Raw genomic sequence first — 17,584 nt, forward strand, 5'->3', positions numbered from 1 at the left:
CCGACCGGCGGGAAGAGCGAGGGCGAGGGCGTTGCCCCGACGAGGCGCCGCCATGATCGCCCTGCTGGTCCTGGCGGCCGTCGGCTGCGGTGGCGGTGACGAGCGGTCAAACGGCGCCCCGGAGCGATGGACCCCGGCAGCCGACGCCACGTGGCAGTGGCAGCTGTCCGCGCCCGACGGTGACCCACCCAACATCGGCTACGACGTCGGTGTCTACGACCTCGACCTCGTCGAGACCCCGCAGGCGACCATCGACGCGCTGCACGACGACGGACGGCGGGTGATCTGTTACTTCTCCGCCGGATCCTCCGAGGTCGGACGAGACGACGGTAACTTCACCGACGCCGACCAGGGCAACGTGCTCGACGGGTGGCCCGACGAGCGCTGGGTGGATCTGGCGTCGGCCAACGTTCGCTCGATCATGTCCGACCGGCTCGACCTGGCTGTGAACAAGGGTTGCGACGGCGTCGAGCCCGACAACACCGACGGCTACCGGAGTACTGATGGCGGGGGCAGCAGCAACGGCCTCGGGTTGACCGAGGCCGACACCCGCTCCTATCTGCGCTGGCTGGGCGAGGAGGCCCACCGGCGGGGGCTGGCCATCGGGTTGAAGAACACGTTGGGCCTGGCCGACGATCTGGCCGGCGAGTTCGACTTCGCCGTCAACGAACAATGCCATCGCTACGGCGAATGCGCCGAGTTGGCCCCGTTCCTCGAACGGGGCAAGCCGGTGTTCAACGCCGAGTACGTCGACCCGGACACGGCGGCGGAGGCCGAGCGGCAGCGCAAGGCCACGTGCGCCGAGGCCATGGCGGCCGGCACCACGACGCTGATCCTGCCGCTCGACCTGGACGACAGCTATCGCAACGCCTGCCCGGCGCCCAAGTGACCAACCATCAACCCGCAGTAAAGCCACCCAAGGTCAATCTGGGTGCGATCGCTGAGGACCGGGCCACAGCGATGACACCCAGATCGAGCGCGGGTGCGATCGCTGAGGCCGATCGACCGGGTTGAGTGCTGTCTCAGCCTTGGGCGCGGCCCAGGTCGGCCAACGCGTCGGGGATCGAACCCTCCAACACACCCGCCTCCTCGACGACCGACTCCAGCCACGGCGGCCGCACCCGGGCCGACACCCACAGCGGGTGGTCGTCGGGGTGAGCGGTCAGGACGAACCGAGCGAAAGCCTGGGCGTAGTCCTGGGGCCGTACATCGGTGGCCAGCTCGGCCAACGCCCAGGGGTCGGGCGTACCCTCCCAGCGCTCCGCCGGAGCGACGATCGATGGGCTGCCCGGCTCGGTGCCGCCGCCGGCGATGCCCGGGCCATCGGCCAGCACGACGCCGTGCACCGCGTCGGTGCGCAGGCCGGCCAGGATCAGGGCGACATAGGCGCCCAGGCCCCGGCCCAGCAGCACCGCCGAGCCCAGGTGCCGCAGCGCAGCGTCGGCGTCGGCCACGAGGACCTCCGACGTGTAGCCACCTCCGCTGGGTATCGACGATGCCCCGTGGCCGGTGAAGTCCAGCCCGTAGATGGCACCGGGCCACGCCTCGACGATGGAACTGGGCGGATCGGAGGGTGTCGACTCGCCCAAGCCGTGGAGGAGGAGCAGGTTGGGGCCGTCGGCGTCGACCAGACGGTGCAACGCCAGCTCGATGCGTCCGTGGCGCAGCACGGTCGCCGGTGCGACGGGGGATGGACAGGCAGCGGACGGCGTGGTCACGACAGGAACTCCAAGATCAGGTCGGCCACCCGCTCGGGGGCTTCGATGTGCACGAAGTGGCCGACGCCGTCCAACGTCTCAAACCGGGCGCCGGACGGCAGGTAGGCCTCGACGTCCCCGGGACGCGTGCCCCACCCCATCTCCTCGAGTTCCAGGCCGAGCACGCCCAGGAACGGCACGCCGAGGGCGGGCAAGCGAGCCATCGACCATTCGGGCCGCCACGGTCCCAAGCCGCCCATGCGCAGCGTCGGGTCGATCTTCCAGCGCCAACCGTCGGCGTCCTGCCTCGCCCCCACCGTGACCAGATACTGCAACCACTCGGACGACATGCGGATGTTCATGCGGGCCCGCCGTTGAGCCAGACCCTCGATCGTGCCGGGGCGTCGCTGCTTGCCCTCGAGCGATGCCCGATGGTCGAGCCAGCCGAGGGCCGCCTCGCTCATCATGGCGTTGCGCTGCTCGGCGACGTCGGGGACGAAGCGGCGCGACGGCAACCCGTCGAGGTTGACCAGCTTGCTCAACCGATGCGGCAGCACCTCGGACAGCTGCATGGTGAGCACGCCACCCTTGGAATGGCCGATCCACGGCATCGCTTCGTCGGTGGTGCTGTGCACGACGGCGGCGGCATCCCGGGTATCGGCGTGCCACGAGTACAGGTCGGCGTGATCGGAGTCGCCGTGACCCCGCTGGTCCCAGCTGACCACCCGCCATCCGGCCCGGGCCAGAATCGGTGCGAACACGTTGAGTGTCTCGGCAAAGTCGAACCCGCCATGGGCGAACAACAATGGCGGATCGCCCTCGTCGCCCCACTCGACCACCGAGATGCCGACGCCGGAGGAGTCGACCCGGCGCCGTCGATCCGGCCGGTGCGCCCCGGGATACGCCCCCGCTACGGCGGCGCTCACCGGGACGCTTTGGCCGGTCGCGGGCTCCCCGGGCGGCGGATGTGCTGACACCTCGTTCACTCCATGACCTCGCTGACCGGTGGGCCGCAACGCCGGCGAGCGATGCGGTTTCGAACCCTGGCACTCCGCGTTTCGCCGACAAACGTGGTGGGTTTCGACGGCCGGCGGAGGACTGCCGGGGAGGGTACACGCAGTCGTCAACGCTGCGTCGGGCCGATGACGGCGTGGTGGGGGTACCATCGACACGCCCGGGGCGCTGACCCTCCCCTCTCCTCCCCACCCTTCGGCCCCCACGCAAGGTTTGTTGTCTATGTCCGACGTTCTCAGTGAGGCGGCCCGGCGCCGCACCTTCGCCATCATCTCGCACCCTGACGCCGGCAAGACCACCCTGACCGAGAAGTTTCTGCTCTACGGCGGCGCCCTGGCGATGGAGGCGGGCTCGGTGAAGGGCAAGGGCGGTCGCCGTTCGGCCACATCGGACTGGATGGCCATGGAGCAGCAACGCGGCATCTCGATCACCTCGACCGTGCTGCAGTTCAACTACCGGGACTGCGTGGTCAACCTGCTCGACACCCCGGGTCACCGCGACTTCTCCGAGGACACCTACCGGGTGTTGGCCGGCTGCGACGGCGCCGTCATGGTGCTCGACGCCGCCAAGGGCATCGAGCCGCAGACCTTGAAGCTGTTCGAGGTGTGCCGCGACCGGGGCCTGCCGCTCTTGAGCTTCGTCAACAAGTGGGATCGGCCGGCGCGCGAACCGCTCGAGGTGCTCGACGACATCGAAAGCCAGCTCGGCCTGATCCCGACGCCGGTGACCTGGCCGGTCGGCGCCGACACCGACTTTCGGGGAGTAATCGACCGGCGCGACCACAGCTACACCCGCTACTCCCGCACGACCGGCGGCGCCCGCATCGCCCCGGAGGAAGACCTCGACCCCGCCCGGGCCGAGGAACTCGACGGCGAGCTGTGGGTGCGCGCCAACGAGGAGCTCGGGCTGCTCGACGAGGTCGGCTCCGAGTTCGATGTCGAGACCTTCCTGGCCGGCATCACCACCCCCACCCTGTTCGGCTCGGCGATGACCAACTTCGGGGTTCGCAAGCTGCTCGACGCCGTGATCGACCTCGTCCCCTCGCCTCGTCCTCGCACGACCGCCGACGGCGGGGCCCGCGCCCTGGACGCACCGCTGTCCGGCTTCGTATTCAAGGTGCAGGCCAACACCGACAAGGCCCACCGCGACCGGGTGGCCTACGTGCGGATCTGCTCGGGTCGCTTTCAACGGGGCGACGTGGCCACCCACGCCCGCACCGGCAAGCCCTTCGCCACCAAGTACGCCCACACCGCGTTCGGTAACGATCGCGAAACGGTCGAGGAGGCCTTCCCCGGCGACGTCGTCGGGCTGGTCAACGCCACCGACCTGCGAGTCGGCGACACCCTCTATCTTGAAGAACCGGTCGAGTTTCCGTCGATCCCGGCGTTCGCCCCCGAGCACTTCCGAGTGGCCCGCCCGGCCGACGTCAGCCGTTTCAAGCAGTTTCGACGCGGCATCAACCAGCTCGACGAGGAGGGTGTGGTGCAGGTGCTGCGCGACCCCGATCTCGGCGATCAGGCCCCGACGCTGGCGGCGGTGGGCCCGATGCAGTTCGACGTCGCCAAATGGCGCCTGGAACAGGAGTTCGGCGCTCCGACCATGCTCGAGTCCACGCCGTATCAGGTGGCCCGTCAGACCGATGCCGACTCGGCGGTGCCGCTGCGACAGATGTCTGGGGTGACCGTGCTGGAACGCTCCGACGGGGTGCTGCTCGCCCTCTTCGAGAGCCCGTACTGGCTCGACCGGGTGATCGCCGACCAGCCCGAGCTCACGCTCGACCGGCTGCTCGCCGAGGGCGCTCTGCGCGAGCACTGAACGCAAAGCGCTCCAGCAGTTCGCCGAGCCGACGCGGCTGCTCCTGCATCACCTGGTGGCCGACACCCTCGAGCACGTGGAGCTCGGCCTGGGGCAACAGTTTGGCGATGCGTTGGGCCAGCCGCGGCGGGGTGAGGTGATCGTCGGAGCCGACGATCACCATGGCGGGGCCTTCGTATGCGCCCAGATCGTCGGTCAGGTCGTGGTTGAGGATGGCCGCACCCGCCTCGACCGACGTGACCGTCGGTACGTCGATGATCATCTGGCGCACCGCCTCGATGGCGTCCGCCGACGGTTCCTTGCCGAAGGCGATCCGGATCAGCGACGCCGACAGGTCGCCGGGCCGCCACAGACGATCGACCGGCACCGCGTTCGCCCGGTCGGCCTTACCGGCTAGCACGCCCGCCCCGGCGCCGAGGTACCCGGCGACAAAACGGGGTGACACCGACGTGGCGGCGGTGGCCAGAAAGACCAGCCCGGCGCTGCGAGCGTTGAGGCGGTCCGGATGATCGACCACGCTTCGACCGATCGCCATGCCGCCCATCGAATGCCCGACGACGATGGCGTCGGACAGGTCGAGGTGTTCGAGAACCTCGACGAGATCGCGCCCCGCCGCCTCGAGGGTGACGCCGTCGACGCCGACCTCGGAGCCGCCGTGACCTCGCATGTCCCAGGCGATCACCCGGAAGCGATCGGACAGCAGGTGAAACAGCGGGCTCCACACCCACCATTGCAGCGTTACGCCGTGCAACAGCACCAGCGGTTGACCGCTGCCCGCCTCGACGAGGTGCAAGGATCCGCCGTCACTGGTCGCGATGCGGTGGCGCGTCACGTTCTCGGGTGGCACCAACAGCTCGTCGAGGTCGACATGGTGCCGACGGCGGATCCTTGTGCCGGCGACGTGGACGGCGGCGACCGCTGCGAGGACACCGAGGCCCACACCTCCGATGATGGCTGCTCTGCGACGGTCCACGTCCCAACCGTATCGAGGCCACTCGGCAGCCTGCTCACGGGCGCCCGAACGCGTTCTGGTCGGGCGACCCGGAAACCTGCGCTTGACCATTGATCGTCCTATCGTGTCGCCGATGAATACTCCCGCCGGCTGGTACCCCGACCCGTCCGACCCGTCCGCACAGCGCTACTGGGACGGGTCGCAATGGACTGCGCAAACCCACGCGGTTTCGATCACGGCGGCAACGCCCACCTCTGCGTCCCGACCCAGCGATGACCCGACCCGAGCCACCGTCGGGGCGACCGCAGCGGCACCCGGCACCACCACCCCCGGCAACACGCTGGTGGCCGGGATCCGCACCGACCTGTTGAGCGATGCGCGCTACGCCGAGGTCGGCTCGGGTCAGCGGGTGGTCAAGCAGAACAGCCGGCTGCTCAAGGTGGTGCTGGGTGAGGATCTGCTGGCCAAGCAGGGTTCGATGGTGGCCGTGCAGGGCAACATCGATTTCGACCATGAAGGCGCCGGCATGGCCAAGTTCATGAAGAAGGCCGTCACCGGTGAAGGCCTGGCCCTCATGCGCTGCAAGGGGCAGGGCGAACTGTTTCTGGCTGACCAGGGCAACCAGGTGCACATCATCCACCTCGAGGGTGGCGGCCTCACCGTCAACGGCCGCAGCATCCTGGCTTTCGAGCCGACGCTCACCTGGGACATCGAGCGGATCAAGGGCGCCGGCATGGCCGCCGGCGGGCTGTTCAACACCCGCCTTGAGGGACGCGGCTGGGTGGCGATCACCACCGATGGCGACCCGGTGGTGCTGCGCACCGACGCCCCGACGTTCGTCGACACCGATGCCGTCGTGGCCTGGAGCTCCAACCTGCAGACCGGCCTGAACCGCACGATGAAGGCCAAGGCGGCCATCGGCCTCGGCTCGGGCGAGGCGGTACAACTCACGTTCCAAGGCGACGGTATCGTCATCGTGCAGCCCTCCGAAGGGCGCTCCATCGCAAACGCCTGACGAACCGGTCGACCGCTGGACCATCCATTGGAGGATCAGCACCGAGACCGGAGTATCATGGGCAATTCATTGGGGCTGTAGCTCAGTTGGCTAGAGCACCTGCTTTGCAAGCAGCTATCTCCACTTGCGGAGTGCGGCGGCGGCAATCAGGTGGAGCCATCGGCATCGGCCCCGAGTATCATCATCACTTCCCATCTGGGGGCGTAGCTCAGCTGGCTAGAGCAGTTGCTTTGCAAGCAACAGGCCGTGGGTTCGAGTCCCATCGCCTCCACCTCAGACATCGCTCTCAAGCGTCTCGACAATCGTGTCGAGACGCTTGAGTAGCGGCGTGTTCTTCTCGACGAGGCGCCGGTTCCCCTCGGCTTCGGCCTTTTTGATCAGCACGACCGTCTCGTCCCGCTGCTTACGGTGCGTCGGGAGAAACTCGACGGTGGTGACGAAGTAGCTGTCGCAGTCGATGCACGCGTTGCGCATCTCGCACGGTTGGGTGAGCGGCAGGGTGCAGTAGCCGTTGGGCAGTGTCACCTGCGCACGGTTGAGCTGCTCCTTCATCCACTCGGCGTCCCCGGTGGGCGTCTCGGGGTTGAGCAGCACCGAGTCGCCCCGGTTGTTGAAGCGGGTGTACTTGAAGAACTCCTTGCGCTTCGTCTGATCGGACAGCTCGGCATACCCACGAGTGCTCCGAGCGTTCCGGTGATCCATGAGACGCTGCACCAGGTGCTCTGATGCGCCCGACTCAATCAGTCGGGTGCCAAAGGTGTGGCGGAACTGGTGGAAGGTCACGTGTGCGGACGCACCCGTCGAGTCGACGATGGGACACGTTTCCAACCACTCCTCCAGTTGGCCTCGAAGCGTCGGGTATGGAACGTGCCGCTCACCATCGGGGTTGCCGGTCAACCTGGGAAACAGCCACCGACACCCGGCTGGGAACCGGTTGCGAACCTCGCCCTGCTGGCGCTCGATCAGCTCGACGACGTCGTCGTGCACTACGGGAAGCGCCACCTCGCGGTCCAGCTTGTGGTTGTCGTACACCAGGGTGTGCTGCCCGGTGCTGTCCTGCCTCAAGGGGTCAAACGGCAGGCTGAGCACGTCCCCGATGCGCAACCCACACCTGATGCCGATGACGACAACGGCCATCACGCTGAGGGGCAGCCGGGCGAGGTTGTCTTCGTCCTCAATCTGACGCATCACCCGTTCGTCGACGGGTCGAGGGAGCCCGTCCGGTGCCTTGGGTGCCTCACCCCTCGCGATCGACGCGGTCGCAGGTAGACGAGGCGACCAGCCGTTGAGCCGGTAGTCGTCGCAGAACAGCCGCACCCCGCCAACCGCCTTGGCTCGAGTCTCTGCCGCCACCGGGAGGGCGGCGCACCAGCCCAGGTAGTCCACCAGCAGGTTTCGATCCAGGTCGCCCATCGACCGAGCCACCTGACCGATCGTCGTCAGGAACTCCGAGAAGCGGCGCATCGCTTCCAGGTTGGCGTGCGCGGTGTTCCACTTGGTACCCGTAGCCAGGCGATGCTTGAGCCACCGCTTGACCGCCTTCCTCAGCCAGGGTTGATCGATCACCTCGAACCGCAGATTGAGCACCCGGTTGGCGCCGCTATTGGGAAAATCGCTCGACCGCCACACGTCTCGTTCCAATGGGTCGGATGGCTCCAACAGCCGAGCTACTTCCCGCTCGGTGAACCTCAGAAACGCGGCGCCACCGCGAGTCGCCTTGACCGACCACGACGCTTCAGTCCCGACGAGTGTCTCGACACCAGCACACGTGACGGCATTGACGGCGCTTCGGAAGTCGCTGGCGAACAGCCGGGTGGTTCGATGGTCGTGACGTTGCTGGAGCCCGAGCTGAAGCTCAGCACGGAGTATGCCCTCCGTGCCGTCCACGCTGAAGCCGTACCGCTCACGCTGGTCTGAAGCCGTTGGCACTGGATGCACCCGGTCGGAGCGGAGGAATCGGTTGATGTCGGGCTTGCCGTGCTTCCTCCACCGGCTGAGGTGCGTGATGCACAGCCTCGGCTCCTTCATCTGCACCCGGCCTCCGGGGCAGGCAGGCACCATGCACACCGGTCCCCACAGTGCCGCGTCGTCAGGCTCGGGCAGATACGTGCCGACGGCGAACTCGGGCCGAATTGCCGACGTCAGGGCGTCGACCGGCCTCGCATCTCTTGGGTCGGGAACAGCAGCCAGTTGCGCGCTCATGATCTGGCTCTTTTCGCCATTTCGAGCCCTGCTCGAAGGTCCTCAACGTCAAGGTGCAGGTAGAGGTCGCTGGTGGTTGAGATGGAGCGGTGGGTCAGCAGCCGGCTGATCACCTCCAGCGACACACCTTCCCGGTGCAGGTCAGTGGCGAAGGTGTGACGCAGCTGGTGTGGGGTGAAGTTCTCGCCTGAGTGAGCCCGGAGCCGGCGGACCAAGCCGTCCACGGCCGAGTAGGTCATAGGTGACCCAAGCGGCTCGCACCACAGGTTGACGAAGACGTAGTCGGATTCAACCGACTGCAGCTCTTCTCGCACGTACTCCCCGTACAGCTCCAAGATTTCAGGCCGAAGGGGAACCGTCTGCGTCTCGCGCACCTTGGGCCGGGCACCATTGGGATTCGCCCGAGGCACGATTCGGAGCTGTGCTTTGCGGGCGTCTATGTCATCATGTCGTAGCCCTAGGGTCTGACCGACGCGAAGGCCCGCCAGCCACCAGAACCCGATCAGCAGGCGATCCCGGCGGTGCTCGCATGCCCGAAGCAGGTTGCCGACCTGCGCCGCAGAGAGTGTGGCCGGACGGGTTGATGGCTCGGGAAGGGTGATCGGCCGGCGACGGCTGCTGCGCCTGCCGAGGCTGCGCTTGTAGTCGTGATGAGTCGCTCGAAAATCGATCAGCTGACGGCTAATCGGTGCGCCCGCCTCGGCGTGGAATTCGTAGAAGGCGAAGACCGTGCCCACGACGCGGTTGACCGTCTTGGGGCTCCTGCCAGGCTGCGCTGAGATCAGCCGCGTGACGACCTCGTCAGAGTGTCCTGATCGGCTCGTGCGCAGCCAGTGCACGAACTGGCCAAGGAGTTCTAGATCCGCGGACTCCCATGGTCGGGCTAGGTCGGTCAGCCAGCCGATCCACAACCGCAGGTCCGTCGCGTAGGCACGAATCGTGTTAGGCGAACGATCCAAGTTGGTCAGGTACAGCAGGTACCGATTCGCCGCCCCGGTCCCGTCAGCGGCGTCGCCCTTGAGCTCGTAGCAGGCTTGACCGTCATGAAGCACCCGCTTCCGTACCCGCATCATCACCGACCTCCTTAGGTCGTCGACATGGTCTCAACTCGATGGTACGGAGGAGGAGTGACGTTTTGGCCGGAGCCCGAGTTGGGCCTGATCCTGCGGCCGCTGGCTACCGGTGTGTGAAACTGACTTCGTGACCACCGAGCAGGAGGCCATCCAACGTTGGTCAGCCGCTATGAGGGGCATTGAAGTCCTGGAGCCGTGGCTGACCGAATCCCATTTGGGCAATCGCTACTGGGACGGCGTTGCCACTTTGGTAGTTCAAAACGTCGACACCTCAACTCTGGTCGGTGAGGCTCGCTCAGGTTTGCGGGAGGCACTTGCCGCCACCCTTCTAGGCACTGAGCTCACCTCCGCCAACGTGCTCTACCAGGGACGGCCTGAATCAACGGATCGACCTGACCGTTGCGACGGCGCTTGGCGAGACTTCAAACCAATGAACGGTCAGACTGCGGCTACTGCACGGGGTGAAGCCAAGAGCGACAGGTCAGGTGCTCGGCTCGAGTCCCGCTAGATCCAGCGCTGGCGCCTGAGCAACCGGCTAACCCAACTCGAACCTGGCTAACGAACTACAAAGGGAGACGTATGGCGAACTGGCATCCTTTGTCGATTGGGTCACCACTCAATGGCATGCCCTCGGCTCTTTCGTCTGCGCCGGTGATCGGGAAGCTTGAACTGCTTCCTTTCGATTCCCTGTCATGGGAAGACTTCGAACGTCTGCAGTGGCGCGTCATGCGCGATGTGGAAGGCCTACGCCATGCTCAGCTTTATGGAGACCGAGGCCAGGCGCAGCACGGCCTTGATGTCGTCGCTCTGGCACCTGACGGCACAGGCCTTGCGCTCCAAAGCAAGAGGACCCGAAGGTTCGGCCCTGCGGAGCTGATGGCGGCCGTCAAGAAGTTCCGAACGACAGAACGTCCATTCTCGATTGACCGCCTCGTCATCGGCGTGGCCAGCACTATCCGAAGCACCAGGGTCGTGGAAGAACTGGCGAACCAACGCAAGACGCTCCAGCCGATCGGGTTGGAGTTATGGGACGCGCAGGAGCTGTCCTACCTCCTGAGAGATCGGCCGGAGATCGTAATCGAGTTCTTCGGAATGCCAACTGCCGATGCCTTCTGTCTACCTTTTAAGGTCGACACGACCGTCGTACCACCTACAGAGGTCGTGGCTGTTCGTGAGGCGATCGCCCGCACGCCCGAAGTCGCCACTGGCGCGCAAGAACTCTTCAGCAGGGCAGCAGCGCTATCCGATCCTTCGCAAGCCCTCTCGCTCATCGAGGCTGGGCAGGCGAGACTTCGGAACGCGGGATTTGGGCCGCACGCAGCGCAGCACGATCAGGATCGTATCCGCCTGCTTGCGAGCCTTGATCGAGCTGACGAAGCTGCGCGTTACATATTGGATGAGTTCTGGGCGGCTCTCGACCAGGGGTCGTCCTCGACCGCTCAGTTGACGCAATCTTGGCTGGGTGAGCTGTCGAAGCAGGCTGCGGGTAGTAATCGGGTTGAAGTTTGCCAGCGCGTCGCCAGGGTCGCCATTGGTCTCTACATAAATCCCCTCGCTTACGTTCCTGATATCGCCAGCCTGAAGATCGGGGACCCCTTTGACCAGGTCCGAATTGCTCTGCTGGCTGGCGAAACCTCCCTGGCGAACGACGACCGGAAGTGGCTGACGAAAGCCGCCTCGACCTTCACGGAGCTTCTAAGCACTTTGCCACTCGACCGCGTGCTACACACCCGGCTCAGACTGCTTCTCGCCGAAACCACAGAAGACTGGTCAGAACTCCTATCCGACGCTCGGAAGCTACAACTCGGGCATGACCTACTCGGCCTCGTCACGGCACGCTACGCGCGACATTGCGCCCTACATGAAAAGTTTGAGGAAGCTGATCTCGCGTGGGACGAGGCATCGGGCTCTGCATCGCTAGCACAGCAGTGGGGCGAAGCCTCGACGTGGATCTTTAGTCGTCGAGCCTTCCGGGCGCGCTGGAACCCTTACACGAGCAACGATCTCCTGCCCCTGCAGACGGCGATTCGCGGGATGGGGACTTCGTCTTCTCTCCTACCCACTGCCAACGGCGCTTACGAGGACGCATTGGCATCCTTAAGCGCTGGGAAGCTCCGGTCTGCGGCAGTATCGGCACAACGAGCACTCCGTGACGCCGTGGCGGTTAGCGACTGGGCCGGCGAAGACCGCGCTCGAAGGGCTCTTGCCGAGATTCTCACCAAGTCAGACGAACCCGCCATGGCGGCCCGTCATCTTGTCCGAGCTGGTGCGATCAAAGCTATCGAGGCGCTTGGGAAATCTCTTCCCTTCGAGTTCATCGACATCCGCGACGATCTCGATGCTCCAAACTACTGGACAGTCGGCACGAGCTATCGGCTACTCGCCGTTCAGGCAGACTTGATGCCGAACGATCTCGTCAAGACCGTGTCGGAGCACCTCGTCGATGAACTGGCGGCGGCGGAGACGGGAAGCCGGCCGGACCTACGGTCGTTCGCTACGTCCAGGTACAACAACGCAGTCAAGGCGCTCGCTGGTATCGCCGACCGCCTCGATCTGACAAGCGCAAACGACGTACTAAGTCACTTCGAGAGGCAGCCAGCCTTAGAAAAGGACTACCACCGCTACCACGATGAGGACGAAGCTGAGGTGGTCGCCAAGATCGTCGCCACCCATGCTTCGCTCGCGGAGCGTGGTATCCCGCACCTCGTAGCTCTGCTCAACCATTCTCAAAGAGCGCGAAACAGCACAGCCTTCGACGCGATCGAACAGCACCGCTTGCTCACCCGAGCCGCCCTCGTCCCCTTGGCGAACGCCGGTAGCCTTTGGGCCCGAGAGATGCTGTCGGTTGACGATCCCACACTCCTCAACGACACCGACGCCGTCGGCGCTCTGACAAGACTCACGACACCCCTCAAGCACGCCGTCGGCGTCTATTCCAGAGGAACGAACGCGATCGGGGACTCTTTTCTCGTCCGCCATCTCTCTCCTACGGCGATCGATCCGGCCCTCGCCGAACTCTTGGCGCGAGCCGACGATCCCCACGTGAGCTCGAGTGACCGGGGCCAGTATCTGATCGCCGCCGCCAATCTCAGTCCTCACATCGATCAGGCCAAGCGGAAGGACTACTTCGCTGCTGCAGTGAGACTGGCCACCTCACCCACACCCTCAGAGCACGACAACTTCAACGAGCAGTTCACCCACAAGCTCGGTGGTTTTCGGATGAGTGGCACGCCCCGTGAAAGCCGAGGGCAAGCGCTCGTCCTTGCCGCCTCGCTAGCGGTTGACGCTCCCCAACGTGAACATGTGCGGCGCCTCGCGTACTCGCTGTTGGGCGAGGAGTCTGACTACTGGCCCACCCGAACTCTTCAACAACTCGGCGATACCGTCAAGGATGACCTCGCATTCCTCGCCAGCCAAGGGTGGGCAATCCGATGCCTCGCCGCAACCCTTTGGGCTGGCCACGGGGAGCCAGCACACCTGGGCAACCGCCTAGCGGCAGATCCAGACGTCCGTGTCCGCCGAGCGCTTGCTAGTGCATTGAATGGGGCGGCTGACTCGGCCTATTCGGCCGTGCGAGAGCAGTTGGAGGGGGACCCAGCTCACAGCGTGCGGTCGGCTCTCAGTGGCTATCCGGTTCAACCAGGCGCCGACGCAATGGCGACCTGAGATCAACCCGGGTTAGCGCTAGATGATCCCCGGGACCCAGTCGACGAGCTTCGCTGTTGTCACTCCGGCGTCTGAGCCGGGGACGAGCCGGAAGGTGTCCCCCGATCTCAGCGCCGCGGGATTGACCCCGGATTCGACCTTGGCCGAATGCGCTGCGCTGGTGAGGGGATGATCGATCGTGTAAATCCGATCTCCGAGTTGAAAGACAGGTGTTTCGACCTTGACCAAGTGCTGGCCGGATGCAAAGGCGTCTACAACGGTTTTGATGCGATCTCTTCCGGCGTCGTCGTTGGGTATCTCAAGTGTCAAGTCGGTCCAGGTCCAGTGGTGAGCCACGCCGCCGTAGATGGACGTGAGCAAGGAGAGGTAGCCGAATTGGCTGTCGGTGATCTCCGGGATCGACGGCATCACGAGAGCTGGCGCTGTGTAGACCTGCAAATTGGTCAGGCATTGAGCGACGGGAAGGTGGATCGCTTCCAGCGCGGTGGGCAGGACTGTGCCGAACACCCGCATGATTGAATCGCCGCTGCCCGTCTCCACGGAGATGATGTCGGTGGCGCTAATGCGCCGCACACTTTCGAGCTCATCGCGGACTGCCTCAGGGTTGCGACCTTCCGCGTTCCCCATCTGGCCCTTCGCTTCAGCGTTCTCTCCCTCCTTGAATCGCAACTCGAAACTGAGGGTCCTCTCGGGGGTGTCGACCACTAGTCGCACCCAGCCGGTTTGTGCCCCGACTGTTCGCTCGGCAACGATTAACCGCAGGCGAAAACGATTCTCGCCATCTGTCGTGGTGCACCGAAGGTAGAGCGACGGCGTCTCGTCGCTGGCTCTCGCAGAGATGGAGACGGTTGATTCTGCTGATTCATCGCCGGAGAACGGCCCGCCGAGGGTTGCGGTCTTGACGTGGGCATGTTCGAGTGGGAACCCCCACTCGAACCAAGCTCGTACGGCCTCGTGCTCTGGTGTTCCTGGCTCTGCCAGGAACACCATACTCAGCTTGATGGGCTCGATCTCGGCGGCGTCAGGCGACGTCTGCACGACCGACTCGTACTTCCACCGGGAGTCGCCCAGGTAGGTCATCCGGTGATGCACGGCCGGACCATGATCAAGCGGCGACGGAATCTCACACGTGTTAGCCGAAGTAAGGGTGCCATGCTCGATCCGGTAGTTGTCGCTCACCGTTGATCGGAGGTCATCGAGCGCATCCTGACGAACCTCGATGGCTTCGAGCATCGTCAACGACTCACCACGTTCGACCGGCGAGCACGCAAGCATCGCTTTCTGAGTGAGGAACTGCTCGAGTGCACCTTCGCCGTGGGTGAACCTCAGCATGGTCTCGGGGTAGCGATCTGCCAGCCCGGCGAGGAAAGCATCGCTGTCCCACTGACAAGGGAACGCCGCGCCTGAGGTGAGCGCAGTGAACTTTGCGATGCGTTCTTCGGTCGGCGACCACGGAGTAACGAGGTGATAGCGCACAATCAGACGTCGTCCGGGAGTGACGTGCTGCTGAACGAACCGCTCCCACGACCGCTTAACCTGGCGGAACTGGCCATCGGTCATCGCTGTCGTGAATCCTTTGACTTGCCAGATTTCATCTCCATCCGGCGTAGAACGAGCGATGTCTATACCCCCGTCGCCCTGGGATGGGTTGAGCCGCCGCGCATCGGTGTACTCCCGGCGAAGCAGCGTCGCTACCAAGGACTCAATAGAGTCCCCGCTTCGATTCTGTATCAGCGGCCAGTTGTATGTCTGCACTGCACTCAGGTTACCGAGCCACATCGGTCAGGCAGGGCGACGGCTCTGCTGCACGATAGACCCCGACCCTTCGGAATTGGCGAGTGCCGCCCGTGCGAGGTGGAGATAAAAGCAGGAAGTCACGGGTTCGAGTCCCGTCAGCTCCACTTCAGTCGATGCAGTTTTCAACCCAGGGCGACGGATCGGCGGCCCTACCCCTGGATCTACTTGGCCGGTCCGGCGGGGGTGCACCGCCGGTCCCTGGCGCCGCCGCCGTCACGGGGTGAAGGCCAGGTTGTTGACGACGGCCCGACCCAGCGTCACGTCGCCGCCAAGGGTGACCGCATCGGGGTGAGCCTCGAACAACGACGCGGCGCCGACGCGGCCGCCGCACAGCCGCATGAACGTGTCCACATCGACCTCGACCGTGGCCGTCGGGTTGCCGGAGCTGCCCGGGTCGATGAGCGCCGCCCGCTTCTTGCCCGACACGTCGTTGACCTGGACGACGAACGACGCCTCGGTGGGCCCGACGACGTCGATCGCCACCACCGCGCCGATCGGGGCGTCGGCCCGCTTGCCGACGACCAGCGGCAGGGCCTTACCGGCATTGTTGGCAAGCACCGAGGCCACCACCGGCCCGGACAGGTGCCCGGGCATGTCGCGCGCGTGGCGAACGTCCTGTTCGTGCATCCACAGATCGAACAACCGGATCACCATGAAGTCGCGGTAGGTGCCGGGCCCGGCGGGCGTCCACGACTCCTCGTCGAACTTCTCGGAGCCGAAGCCCTCCAATGCGCGCTGTCGCTCAGCGAGGGTGTCGTGGAGTTCGGCGCGCACCTCCGCCGGAGTTCGGCTGCGACGCAGCTCAACCGGTGCCTCGACCATCCGAGAGAAGTCATCGTCGACGTGCGCCAGGTGATCGACCGAGGGCGTGTCCTCGCTGTGCCCCAACATGCCCCGTTCCACGCCGATCATGTGGCTGAAACAGTCCTGCACCGTCCACCCCGGAAGGTCCGTCGGCCCGGCCCAGGCTTCGTCGGGGACCTCGTCGGCAAGGGCCCGCACGGCGGCGAACTGCTCGGACAACAGACCCACCACGGGTTCGTCGGCCGCTGATTGCGACGTTGGTTCGCTTGCGTCGGTCATCTCGTTCCCCCGTTCGTCATGATCTGACCGAACCGTAGCGGGGCCGCCGCATCTGATCGGTTGCGGCGCAGCGCTGTGCCCGCCACCCTGTGCGTGGTCCGGACCCGGGCACACGTACCCGAAGGAACCGTATGGCCCGAAAGATGATCGTGATGACGCCGGATGGCGAGAAGCCGCTGCTCACCGAAGTAATGGCACACGACAAGGCCCAGTTTCTGTCCCACGCACCGTGTTGAAACCGGCCGCTACAACGACGAGAGCATCAAGCTCGTCGATCCTGAACCGAGCGCAGTTCCTTGAGAAAGAAACCGACGCTCACCATCGGGCCTGGCTCGACGAGTTTCTCGACTTCTGCGAGGGGCAGGGGCTGTCGATCAGATGGGGGCACCGTCGGTGCTTCCATCCGGGTGGCGACGAGCGATCGTCCCGAAGCGCTCTCGGTGGCGTGGGAATTTCCTACCGGCCAAACTGGCTGGCGCAGCCTGACCGACCTCACGCTGGGGTATGACCCGGCATCAGCTCTCGCCACGCCGAGCATCGCTTCGGCGCTGACGGACTATGAGGCCGGGATCTCGGCGCTGCGAGGAGAGCACCCAGCAACCGGGGCGACTGGCATCCCGCTACCGCAGCGGGGGAGAGTGAAGGCGGTCGTCAGCCGCTGCGGCCGCACCGCCTGTGAGGATCCAGTGACCCGAATCGACCCACGCACCGGCCGCCCGCGCCCGACCCGGCCCAGCGGCGAGCCGCCCACGACCATGACCCAGCTGGGTATCACCTCGTATCGCATCCTGTTCCGCGGGGCGACGCGGCGCTGCCCGGTGTGCGGTTCGGGCCACCTTTTCTCCAAGTGGTTCAACCTGGCCAAGCACTGCCCCCGATGCGGGCTGCGCTTCGAGCGGGAGCCCGGCACCTTCATCGGGGCGATCGGCATGAATACGATCGTGACGTTTGCATCGCTGATGGGCGTCGTCGCCATTGGGGTGGTGCTCACCCAACCGGACATCCCGACCGTGCCGTTGACCGTGGTCGCAGTGAGCTGGGCCATCTTCGTGTCGCTGGCGGGTCTGCCGTTCACCAAGGCTCTTTGGCTGGCGATCGACCTGTTGTTGTCGCCGCTGCGCGACGACGAGGCCCCGCATGCACCTCGGGTGCTGCCGAGTGGAAACTCGCCGCGGGCCGCCAAGGCCCGCACAAAACCCAAGGTGCCGGCACGGCCCGACCTGAACTGAACCCTCCGGCCGACGGGCCAGCGGCCCACCCCGTCGGCAGT

12 protein-coding genes and 1 tRNA gene are annotated in these 17,584 nt (G+C 65.5%); 6 read left to right on the forward strand and 7 right to left on the reverse strand.

All coding sequences use genetic code 11. The annotated features are described in order from the left end of the window. Positions 1–52: 52 nt before the first annotated feature. Positions 53–889 (forward strand): endo alpha-1,4 polygalactosaminidase, encoded by an 837-nt coding sequence (locus IPN02_08410; protein ID MBK9296845.1) that lies wholly within the window; start codon positions 53–55, stop codon positions 887–889. Between the two features lie 133 nt (positions 890–1,022). Here IPN02_08410 and IPN02_08415 read toward each other — a convergent pair whose 3' ends face one another. Together IPN02_08415 and IPN02_08420 are read right to left on the reverse strand one after the other, a co-directional pair. Continuing rightward, positions 1,023–1,718 (reverse strand): alpha/beta hydrolase, encoded by a 696-nt coding sequence (locus tag IPN02_08415; protein MBK9296846.1) that lies wholly within the window; start codon positions 1,716–1,718, stop codon positions 1,023–1,025. Continuing rightward, positions 1,715–2,674, reverse strand: coding sequence for an alpha/beta hydrolase (locus IPN02_08420; protein MBK9296847.1), 960 nt, complete (start codon positions 2,672–2,674; stop codon positions 1,715–1,717). Before IPN02_08420 ends, IPN02_08415 begins: the two co-directional genes overlap by 4 nt. Before the next feature lie 259 nt (positions 2,675–2,933). Between IPN02_08420 and IPN02_08425 the strand changes: the two genes are divergently transcribed. Then, positions 2,934–4,526: a peptide chain release factor 3 gene (locus IPN02_08425; GenBank protein ID MBK9296848.1), complete on the forward strand. Its 1,593-nt coding sequence runs from the start codon at positions 2,934–2,936 to the stop codon at positions 4,524–4,526. On the opposite strand, the gene IPN02_08430 is transcribed toward IPN02_08425, so the two are convergent. Then, positions 4,480–5,499, reverse strand: coding sequence for an alpha/beta hydrolase (locus tag IPN02_08430; protein ID MBK9296849.1), 1,020 nt, complete (start codon positions 5,497–5,499; stop codon positions 4,480–4,482). The genes IPN02_08425 and IPN02_08430 overlap by 47 nt on opposite strands. Positions 5,500–5,611: 112 nt before the next feature. Here IPN02_08430 and IPN02_08435 point away from each other — a divergent pair, with 112 nt between their 5' ends. Both IPN02_08435 and IPN02_08440 read left to right on the forward strand, forming a co-directional pair. Next, a complete protein-coding gene (locus tag IPN02_08435; protein ID MBK9296850.1) occupies positions 5,612–6,493 on the forward strand; it encodes an AIM24 family protein in 882 nt (293 codons plus the stop codon). 197 nt (positions 6,494–6,690) lie between these two features. Then, positions 6,691–6,764: transfer RNA gene (locus IPN02_08440), tRNA-Ala, on the forward strand. Between the two features lie 2 nt (positions 6,765–6,766). Here the strand turns inward: IPN02_08440 and IPN02_08445 are convergent. Further along, positions 6,767–8,695: a tyrosine-type recombinase/integrase gene (locus tag IPN02_08445; protein ID MBK9296851.1), complete on the reverse strand. Its 1,929-nt coding sequence runs from the start codon at positions 8,693–8,695 to the stop codon at positions 6,767–6,769. Then, positions 8,692–9,765, reverse strand: coding sequence for a tyrosine-type recombinase/integrase (locus tag IPN02_08450; GenBank protein ID MBK9296852.1), 1,074 nt, complete (start codon positions 9,763–9,765; stop codon positions 8,692–8,694). Before IPN02_08450 ends, IPN02_08445 begins: the two co-directional genes overlap by 4 nt. Before the next feature lie 654 nt (positions 9,766–10,419). Here IPN02_08450 and IPN02_08455 point away from each other — a divergent pair. Continuing rightward, entirely contained in the window at positions 10,420–13,434 is a 3,015-nt protein-coding gene (locus tag IPN02_08455; protein MBK9296853.1) for a hypothetical protein, read from the forward strand. Between the two features lie 18 nt (positions 13,435–13,452). Here IPN02_08455 and IPN02_08460 read toward each other — a convergent pair whose 3' ends face one another. After that, positions 13,453–15,189 (reverse strand): hypothetical protein, encoded by a 1,737-nt coding sequence (locus tag IPN02_08460; protein ID MBK9296854.1) that lies wholly within the window; start codon positions 15,187–15,189, stop codon positions 13,453–13,455. Between the two features lie 255 nt (positions 15,190–15,444). Beyond that, a complete protein-coding gene (locus IPN02_08465) occupies positions 15,445–16,314 on the reverse strand; it encodes a maleylpyruvate isomerase N-terminal domain-containing protein (protein ID MBK9296855.1) in 870 nt (289 codons plus the stop codon). 407 nt (positions 16,315–16,721) lie between these two features. Here IPN02_08465 and IPN02_08470 point away from each other — a divergent pair, with 407 nt between their 5' ends. Then, on the forward strand, positions 16,722–17,543 hold the full coding sequence (locus IPN02_08470; GenBank protein ID MBK9296856.1) for a DUF983 domain-containing protein: 822 nt from the start codon (positions 16,722–16,724) through the stop codon (positions 17,541–17,543). The last annotated feature ends 41 nt before the right edge of the window (positions 17,544–17,584 follow it).

The organism is Candidatus Microthrix subdominans, from assembly GCA_016719385.1.
In the GTDB taxonomy this organism is placed as follows: Bacteria; Actinomycetota; Acidimicrobiia; order Acidimicrobiales; family Microtrichaceae; genus Microthrix; species Microthrix subdominans.

What these genes read in the sequence shown, in the direction of transcription:
- IPN02_08425 (MBK9296848.1), top strand. Translation starts at nt 2,934, where the DNA reads ATGTCCGACGTTCTCAGTGAGGCGGCCCGGCGCCGCACCTTCGCCATC.
- IPN02_08445 (MBK9296851.1), bottom strand. Translation starts at nt 8,695, where the DNA reads ATGAGCGCGCAACTGGCTGCTGTTCCCGACCCAAGAGATGCGAGGCCG.
- IPN02_08465 (MBK9296855.1), bottom strand. Translation starts at nt 16,314, where the DNA reads ATGACCGACGCAAGCGAACCAACGTCGCAATCAGCGGCCGACGAACCC.
- IPN02_08435 (MBK9296850.1), top strand. Translation starts at nt 5,612, where the DNA reads ATGAATACTCCCGCCGGCTGGTACCCCGACCCGTCCGACCCGTCCGCA.
- IPN02_08410 (MBK9296845.1), top strand. Translation starts at nt 53, where the DNA reads ATGATCGCCCTGCTGGTCCTGGCGGCCGTCGGCTGCGGTGGCGGTGAC.
- IPN02_08450 (MBK9296852.1), bottom strand. Translation starts at nt 9,765, where the DNA reads ATGCGGGTACGGAAGCGGGTGCTTCATGACGGTCAAGCCTGCTACGAG.